Source organism: Microcystis sp. CS-574, from assembly GCF_028329095.1.
In the GTDB taxonomy this organism is placed as follows: Bacteria; Cyanobacteriota; Cyanobacteriia; order Cyanobacteriales; family Microcystaceae; genus Microcystis; species Microcystis ichthyoblabe_A.
In genome coordinates, this window is record NZ_JAQMSY010000085.1 from 1 (window position 1) to 8,269 (window position 8,269).

The window sequence follows — 8,269 nt, forward strand, 5'->3', positions numbered from 1 at the left end:
ATCCAAGATAATCGGGGTAACTTTGGTTAATCTGGGGCAATGTAGCCTAAAAAAACGCCAAAAATAGTCAAATTTAGACTTGAGTGGCTTCTTACTAACTGTTTAATCTATTATTTAGGTATTAGACTCTATGGCTAAAGCTTCTACCGTAACTTCTGAAATCGATCTTAAAGATTCGCAATATTACTTTAACCGAGAATTAAGCTGGTTAGAATTTAATCGTCGCGTGCTTTATGAAGCACTTGATCCTCGGACTCCCCTACTAGAAAGATTAAAATTTACCGCCATTTTTTGTGCCAATCTCGACGAATTTTTTATGGTACGGGTGGCAGTGCTTAAACAACAGGTAGAGGCAAATGTAGCCGTTTTAAGTGCCGATGGCCGGACTGCCTCGGAACAGCTAACCGAGATCAGTAAACGTCTGCTTCCCCTTGTACAACAGCAGGATCGTCTTTTTGAACACACCCTAAAAAACCTCTTAGTAGAACAGGGAATTCATCTGATTAACTATGTAGATTTAAATCAAGAACAGCGCAATTATCTCCATGATTACTTTGAACAAAATATTTTCCCCGTTTTAACTCCCCTAGCGGTGGATCCTAGTCATCCTTTTCCCTATATTTCTAATCTTAGTCTCAATTTAGCCGTAGTCGTTCGCGATCCCGACACCGATAAAGAATTATTTGCCAGGGTGAAAGTGCCGCAGGTTTTCCCCCGTTTTCTGGCATTATCCAAGGAATTACGCCACCAAGACGGAAAAGCTTCGATTTGGACGGGAGTACCCCTTGAACAGGTGGTAATGCACAATTTAGAGGCACTTTTCCCCGGCATGATCATTCAAGAATGTTATCCTTTTCGGGTGACGCGCAACGCCGATATCTCCGTCGAAGAAGATGAGGCCGATGATTTATTATTAGCGATCGAGGAAGAAGTACGCAAGCGCCGCATCGGTAAATCGGCAGTACGTCTGGAAATCCACAGTTCTACCCCTAGCAATATTAAAGACCGGATCATGCGCGATCTGGGACTTGAGGAGATCGATGTTTATGATGTGGATGGACTGCTGGGACACAAAGATTTATTTTATTTTCTGTCTTTACCCTGTCCCGAACTGAAAGATCCGCCGTGGAATCCTGTCACCCCACCAGTTTTACAGGGATTGCGAGAAATAGTTGACGGTAACGAAGACGGTATCCTAGAACAGGATGGCGAAGATATTTTTACTTTAATTCGCAATAACGATATTCTCGTTCATCACCCCTACCATTCCTTTAGTGCCTCAGTACAACAGTTTATCGCCCAGGCGGCCTATGATGCCCATGTTTTAGCGATTAAAATGACTTTGTATCGTACTTCCGGAGATTCCCCGATTGTCAATTCCCTGATTGCAGCGGCGGAAAATGGCAAACAGGTAGCGGCGTTAGTGGAACTAAAAGCACGCTTTGATGAGGAAAATAACATTAGTTGGGCGAAAAAGCTGGAACAAGCCGGAGTTCACGTTGTTTATGGCTTAGTTGGTCTAAAAACCCACACGAAAGTGGTTCTCGTGGTCAGAAAGGAAGGGGATAAAATCCGTCGTTATTTCCATATTGGCACGGGCAATTATAACCCAAAAACGGCTAAATTATACACTGATTTGGGTTTACTTAGCTGTCGCGAGGATTTAGGGGCAGATATCACCGATTTATTTAACTTTCTGACCGGATACTCCCGTCAGCAATCCTACCGCAAACTTTTAATTGCTCCAGTGAGTTTGCGAAAACGGATGTTAGCAATGATCGATCGCGAGGCCAAAAACTGTAAAAATGGCGGTACGGGGCGCATTGTCGCAAAAATGAACTCTATTGTCGATAAACCGATTATAGAAGCTTTATACGCCGCTTCTCGTGCCGGTGTGCAGATTGACTTAATTATTCGCGGCATCTGTTGTTTACGGCCCGGATTGCCAGAAATAAGCGAAAATATCCGAGTAATTAGCATTATCGGCCGCTTTTTGGAACATTCCCGCATTTTTTACTTTTACAATGATGGTCAGGAGGAGGTGTATATTGGTAGCGCCGATTGGATGACGCGGAACCTGACTCGTCGCGTGGAAGCAGTGACACCCATCGATGAACCAGCGATCGCCAAGGAACTAGAAGAAATTCTCGGCATTATGTTGTCAGATAACCGACAAGCATGGGAATTACAATCCGATGGCAGTTATATTCAGCGTCGTCCTGACAATGAGGGACAGGAAAGCAGTACCCATGTAATTTTAATGGAAAAAGCCCTTAAATCTGCGGGTATTAGTCCATAGGAACAGTGATCAGTGATCAGTTATCAGTTATCGGTTATCAACATTTTTCGCGGGTTAGACACAATGGCTGAAAATCTAGAGTTTTCGTTGAGGTGCGTCGATGCCTTGTCCAGTAAAGCTTTGAGCCTCATGACCGAGGTGACTATTGAGAATTATTATTAATTATGGCTTATTTTTCAGTATCCCACGAAAAATCGTTGTACAATCCTTGTACGGCCTAGTTTTGCAAAGCTAGTCTTGCTTCCAATTCGTGAAGCGTATGAATGGAAACCGTATATTGGATTGGATCCAATACGCTTTTGAGCCAAGACTTGCTTCCAATTCGTGAAGCGTATGAATGGAAACTCAAAGAGGCCTTCTGGCGTCCATTTTTGACAAAAAATGCCTTGCTTCCAATTCGTGAAGCGTATGAATGGAAACGAGTATTGTCCGGTTTGGACGGACTTTACCCCAAATTCTTGCTTCCAATTCGTTAAGCGTATGAATGGAAACGGCTAATTCATCCTCTAGCAAATCCCTCAAATCTTCCCACCTTGCTTCCAATTCGTGAAGCGTATGAATGGAAACCCGAAAAGCTTTACAAGCTTTTGGATGGCGGAGCGACTTGCTTCCAATTCGTGAAGCGTATGAATGGAAACAGAATGCCAGGGATCAATCCCATCTCATCGGTTAAGAAAAATCCGAGATTTCAGCGAGATTATGCGTCAGTGGGGACAAAAATTTCAGAGGAACTTTAACCAGACTGAACTCGGCAGAATAATTTATGCGGGAGGAGATGATTTTTTGGGCATCGTTTATAATAGCCAATTTCCTGGTCCACAACTCAACTCGATCGATCTCGATCGAGTTCTCCACTGGCTACAAACTCCTCATAAGTAGGGTTTGCTGAATAAATGTGAAATGTAGGCAAGGTCAGGGTTTTGTGGCTTTTCTCGTGAAACAGGTGCAAGATTTTGAGAGAATCGTGCTTCAAAACCTTGCGTCTTCATCGGCCCGCGTCCTGTAGGGGCGAAGCATTCGGATAGAAAATCTACGGTTTCACCGATAGGTTACTGCCCGAATGCTTCGCCCGTACTTTTTCAGCAAACCCTAAGTAGCGATCGCACTTTCAAAAGACCAAATAATCACATTTAAAGGATTTTGCTTTAAATCTTTTCATAGGAAGCAATAAAATCATCTCGTGAGATACCCGCTTGAGTGCAAATAATCTTTAGTGTAGAGCTTTTAATTTGCTTGTGATTGGGTAGCGTTAAAAGTGTTTTTGTTCCATCTGGATTTTTTCTAATCATAGAAATATGCTCTTTTTATCTAACAATTGAAAAACCAAATTTTTCAAGAACTTTAATCACTTTGGCTTTAGGGGCATCAGCCGGAAATTTTGCCGTTAGACTATTGCTTCTACAACAAAGGCTTCTAATAAAGATGAGTCAGCTTCGAGAACTGATTCCCTAAAGGTTTCAACATGAAAAGCGATCGCCGATTGCACATCAATAAGAGCATCTTCATGGGTATCACCCTCACCGACTACTACGCCTTGAATTCCCAATGGATAGGCGATATAGCCATCAGAATGTTTTTCCACAATGATTTTAATGGATTTCATAAATTCTTGACACTTTACAGGAATTTCCTGATCCTATCTCATTTCTATAGGACTTTGATAAGAAAACGATCGCCCCTCCCCATCATCAAAATCTCCAAAAAAGTTGACTCTCCAAAAGTGATCGCTATTCCTCATCATCAAAAAGCGATCGCATCCTCCAATTGTATCCCCACAAAACGTGATCGCTATTCTTAAACGATGCTATAGTCAGAATAGTGAGTTCTAATTACAAGAATGCAAGTTAAAGACCTAAGTGTTGAAGATTTTAAGTTTTTGATTCAAGAAACTGTTACAGAAACAGTTCAATCTCTACTAAATGATCCTGATGTTGATAAACAACTTAAAACCGAAGTCTCTCAATTTCTAGCTGACTCTTTACAGCGAACTCGAAATGGAGAACGGGGAATTTCTGCGGAAGAAGTAGCTCAAAGATTAGGATTAGATTGGTAATGCGTCGCCATATAGAATTTACCGATAAAGCTTTTGAAGGTTTAGAGTCGCTTACGGCAGTTGTTCGGGAGCGTGTCTTTTAAAAAAGTTCGTTGGATAAATGAAAATTTTGATGATATTAGACATCAAAGTTTAAGTTCTAATTTAAAGCGGTTTGTTTAAACTTAGAATTGGCGATTACAGGGTGATATATTCTTTTGATGATGACTTTATTACGATTCATCAAGTTGGTCATCGTCGAGATATTTATTCTGATTAGTTTTAGTTTAATTACTTCCATTCCAAAAAATTGCTCCTTCCAAAAACGATCGCACTCCCCATCATCAAAATCGCCAAAAAAGTTGCTTCTCCCAAAAGTGATCGCTATTCCTTATCATCAAAAAGCGATGTCGTGCTGACAATGAGGGACAGGAAAGCAGTACCCATGTAATTTTAATGGACAAGGCCCTTAAATCTGCGGGTATTAGTCCATAGGAACAGTGATCAGTTATTAGTTATTAGTTATCGGTTATCAACATTTTTCGCGGGTTAGACAAAATGGCTGAAAATCTAGAGTTTTCGTTGAGGTGCGTCGATGCCTTGTCCAGCAAGGCTTTGAGCCTCATGACTGAGGTGACTATTGAAAATTATTATTAATAATGTCTATGCTTTTCAATATCCCACGAAAAATCGTTGTACAATCCTTGTACAGCCTAGTTTTGCAAAGCTAGTCTTGCTTCCAATTCGTGAAGCGTATGAATGGAAACCCGCAGGGGATTTTTAAATCTGCTCCGTTTATTTGAACAACTTGCTTCCAATTCGTGAAGCGTATGAATGGAAACTTTTTAAAGTTGAAATAAGTTACCCCTCCGATACTTTCAAACTTGCTTCCAATTCGTGAAGCGTATGAATGGAAACCTTTCTTCAAGTAAGATTTGAAGCGCTTTCTCTACCTCCTCTTTTCCAATCAACTTGCTTCCAATTCGTGAAGCGTATGAATGGAAACTCTTTTGAAACATGATAATTGACGCGGGAAAGACGAAAAGACTTGCTTCCAATTCGTGAAGCGTATGAATGGAAACTCCAATGCCTAGAATAACATCCTTTTCCTTTTGGGTCTTGCTTCCAATTCGTGAAGCGTATGAATGGAAACTCACAAACAACGTTATTAATAAAAGGGTCACTAGACTGAAGCTTGCTTCCAATTCGTGAAGCGTATGAATGGAAACGGGGCTGTAATCAATTGGGTAATTTGAGCGCCGATTTCTTGCTTCCAATTCGTGAAGCGTATGAATGGAAACCCAGAAGCTGAAGCCCTTAATTTCTGTCCCGGTTTCCTTGCTTCCAATTCGTGAAGCGTATGAATGGAAACGGGGGTTTTATTTCTAGTAAATAGTGATTTTTTTCTCTTTCTTGCTTCCAATTCGTGAAGCGTATGAATGGAAACAACTGATCAGCCCGTGCATCCTTTCGGCTCTCCAAACTTGCTTCCAATTCGTGAAGCGTATGAATGGAAACCTAGCACTCCTAACGTGGCAAAACAAAAGGCTAATCCTTGCTTCCAATTCGTGAAGCGTATGAATGGAAACATCCGAAGTCGAAGTATTGACTGGAACGTTTTGATTAACAGGCTTGCTTCCAATTCGTGAAGCGTATGAATGGAAATAATGTGTAGGGTTAATTCATGAATTGACCCTACAATTTTTTTAATTCCAATTAGTTAAGTGCCTGAATAGAAACGATACTTAATTAAGAAAAATCAATGAAAATAAAGATTGTTTAAGAAAAATTATTTAAAATTAACACAATAATTAGAAATTTAGTGATAGATATAAAAGTACAAAAGAGCCAATTAATCTAACAATCCTATTTTTTTAGCCAGAGATAAGTCTTTTCTAGGTCTTTTCAAGGCTGTTGAATATACCTCTTAAACAATCGAGTTTTCTATAGCTTTATGCCCAAATATATAGCCATCACCTTCTCCCCCGTCCAAAGCTTTATTGAAAAATCCCGCAAATTGAGGGACCTGTACGGAGCCTCTCAGATTCTCTCGGATCTGACCAGTACAATCGTCACCCACCGGCCCGAGCAGTACCACCTAATTAGCCCCGGACTGCTAAACTCCCAACAGGGAATGCCCAACCGTGTTCTCCTGAAAATCGATAGCGAAATGCAGTCCTCCTCCTCCGAGGAAATCATTGCGGAACTGCAACGAGCCTTTTTAAATCGTTGGAAAAATATTCTCGCAACCTGTAGAAAATGGGTCGAAAACGCCCTCGCGCCTTACTATCGATCCTCAGAATGGAATTGGCAAAAAAGCTGGAAAAAGTGGGAAAAACGCACCTGGGAATTTTTCTGGGGCATGGGGGACGATCTAGAGTCCGCCATGGTCGATCTAGAAAATCGTAAACTCGCCCGCAATTGGCAAGGGGTGAATTGGGTCGGGGAAAGCTCTAGTCTGTCCGGGACTGACGCGATCGCTTGGTACGGGATGGATCGGGAAAACCAAGACATGAAAACGCTTGACTGGAGCGAAGAAGACCGACATATCGCTCTATTCTACCGAAGATTAGCCTTCCTACTCGATGGAGTTAACGATCCTGACGGCCAACCCAAAGATAGACAACCAGAAGGCAAATACATCGATGGAAACGAAAGATTGAATATTCCCGAATTAACCAAACGGTTGATCACTCTCCCACATATCGCCCGCTCTCTAGGAGTTGAACTTCCCGAAGAACTTCGCCAGCGAGGATTTCGAGATCTGATCAGGAGACCGCAAGATAACCCCGCCTCAGTGGGACAAAAAACAGGCTGGTTCATGGGAGATGGCGATAAAGTAGGCGATTACCTGAAAGACCTCGGCTCAGACCAAAAAATCCGAGATTTCAGCAAGATTATGCGTCAGTGGGGACAACAATTTCAGAGGGACTTTAACCAGACCGAACTCGGCAGAATAATTTACGCCGGAGGAGATGATTTTTTGGGCATCGTTTATAATAGCCAATTTCCTGATCCACAACTCGACTCGATCGAGATCGATCGAGTTTTTCACTGGCTACAAACCCTCGATCAACAGTGGAAAACTGGAAAAACTGAAGAAATCAATCAACGGGTGACTCTAAGTCTCGGCTTCGTTTGGGCAGCCCACAGCATTCCCCAGAGAGACGTTTTACAGCACTGTCGGGAAGCAGAACAGCGATCGAAAAAACTAGGACGCGATCGCCTCACCATCCGCGTTTTATTTAACAACGGGCAATATGTTCAATGGACAACCAGATGGAAATACTTGAACACGCTAAACCACTATCGAGATCGGGACGGCGGGAAAAACTGGGGTCATATCTATGGCGACTTTGCCCGACTAAAAGCCCGTCACGCTTTCGGTCTGGGCTATCTCGATAACCCTAGAAGCCATTCCGATGGCGCAGACTCGAAAATCCTCGATAACCTCTCCAAACTCCTACAGTTTTTCGATCTATACTTTAGCGGCTATAAAGAAATTTTAGAAAAAGAAGATGATCAGATCGTCTCCCTCCCAGAGGACGCGCCATCGAAGGACTACGCTAGGGCGATCGTTCGCTGGATAGACGAACTGATCGCGATCGGTTGGCATCTCTCGATCGGGGAAACGATCAAAAAATAATCCTAAATCCGGTTATTAAAGACTGATTATCTATTGCCATCTGCCTTGAAAATACAAGCTCAAATAACGCAAATTTGTCAATCATACTAAATCCCTTGAGTATAAGCTACATATCAGGAGAGACACTACTGCAAGGGGAGTGACTCTTAGATTATTACAGATGTGTCAGCGGCCGCGTGTAAGCATCCCACCGAAAAACTAATGCGCGGGGGGTTTGGGGGCGGCGCCACGCCCCCAACGGGGGGTTTGGGGGGTAGAACCCCCCAAAAGCTTGGATTGAGTGATAAAATCG

Annotated in this window: 6 protein-coding genes and 2 CRISPR repeat arrays; of the genes, 5 read left to right on the forward strand and 1 reads right to left on the reverse strand. The window is 42.4% G+C overall.

The window, feature by feature from the left end; translation table 11 throughout:
* Nucleotides 1-130 precede the first annotated feature (130 nt).
* On the forward strand, nucleotides 131-2,299 hold the full coding sequence (gene ppk1 / locus PN470_RS06345) for a polyphosphate kinase 1 (RefSeq protein WP_271937173.1): 2,169 nt from the start codon (nucleotides 131-133) through the stop codon (nucleotides 2,297-2,299).
* A gap of 236 nt (nucleotides 2,300-2,535) precedes the next feature.
* Nucleotides 2,536-2,937: direct repeats of the CRISPR family, unit length 35 nt; unit sequence CTTGCTTCCAATTCGTGAAGCGTATGAATGGAAAC.
* A 61-nt stretch (nucleotides 2,938-2,998) separates the two neighbouring features.
* Complete coding sequence (locus PN470_RS06350; RefSeq protein ID WP_103112935.1) at nucleotides 2,999-3,178, forward strand: hypothetical protein; 180 nt, start codon at nucleotides 2,999-3,001, stop codon at nucleotides 3,176-3,178.
* A 505-nt stretch (nucleotides 3,179-3,683) separates the two neighbouring features.
* Here the strand turns inward: PN470_RS06350 and PN470_RS06355 are convergent.
* On the reverse strand, nucleotides 3,684-3,902 hold the full coding sequence (locus PN470_RS06355; RefSeq protein ID WP_185241534.1) for a type II toxin-antitoxin system HicB family antitoxin: 219 nt from the start codon (nucleotides 3,900-3,902) through the stop codon (nucleotides 3,684-3,686).
* Nucleotides 3,903-4,136: 234 nt separating this feature from the next.
* On the opposite strand from PN470_RS06355, the gene PN470_RS06360 reads away from it, so the two are divergent.
* The 3 genes from PN470_RS06360 (at nucleotide 4,137) to PN470_RS06370 (ending at nucleotide 7,977) form a co-directional block, all read left to right on the forward strand.
* Nucleotides 4,137-4,352, forward strand: a complete 216-nt coding sequence (locus PN470_RS06360; RefSeq protein WP_271937179.1) for a hypothetical protein — start codon at nucleotides 4,137-4,139, stop codon at nucleotides 4,350-4,352.
* Between the two features lie 184 nt (nucleotides 4,353-4,536).
* Nucleotides 4,537-4,611 carry a hypothetical protein gene (locus tag PN470_RS06365; protein ID WP_238560405.1) on the forward strand — a complete coding sequence of 25 codons (75 nt, stop codon included), beginning with the start codon at nucleotides 4,537-4,539 and terminating at the stop codon, nucleotides 4,609-4,611.
* Nucleotides 4,612-5,063: 452 nt separating this feature from the next.
* Nucleotides 5,064-5,997: direct repeats of the CRISPR family, unit length 35 nt; unit sequence CTTGCTTCCAATTCGTGAAGCGTATGAATGGAAAC.
* Nucleotides 5,998-6,285: 288 nt separating this feature from the next.
* On the forward strand, nucleotides 6,286-7,977 hold the full coding sequence (locus PN470_RS06370; RefSeq protein WP_272104097.1) for a Cas10/Cmr2 second palm domain-containing protein: 1,692 nt from the start codon (nucleotides 6,286-6,288) through the stop codon (nucleotides 7,975-7,977).
* Nucleotides 7,978-8,269 lie beyond the last annotated feature (292 nt).

Bases quoted from the DNA above. Each gene is read 5' to 3' on its own strand.
- ppk1 (WP_271937173.1), top strand. From the start codon at position 131: ATGGCTAAAGCTTCTACCGTAACTTCTGAAATCGATCTTAAAGATTCG.
- PN470_RS06350 (WP_103112935.1), top strand. From the start codon at position 2,999: ATGCGTCAGTGGGGACAAAAATTTCAGAGGAACTTTAACCAGACTGAA.
- PN470_RS06355 (WP_185241534.1), bottom strand. From the start codon at position 3,902: ATGAAATCCATTAAAATCATTGTGGAAAAACATTCTGATGGCTATATC.
- PN470_RS06360 (WP_271937179.1), top strand. From the start codon at position 4,137: ATGCAAGTTAAAGACCTAAGTGTTGAAGATTTTAAGTTTTTGATTCAA.
- PN470_RS06370 (WP_272104097.1), top strand. From the start codon at position 6,286: ATGCCCAAATATATAGCCATCACCTTCTCCCCCGTCCAAAGCTTTATT.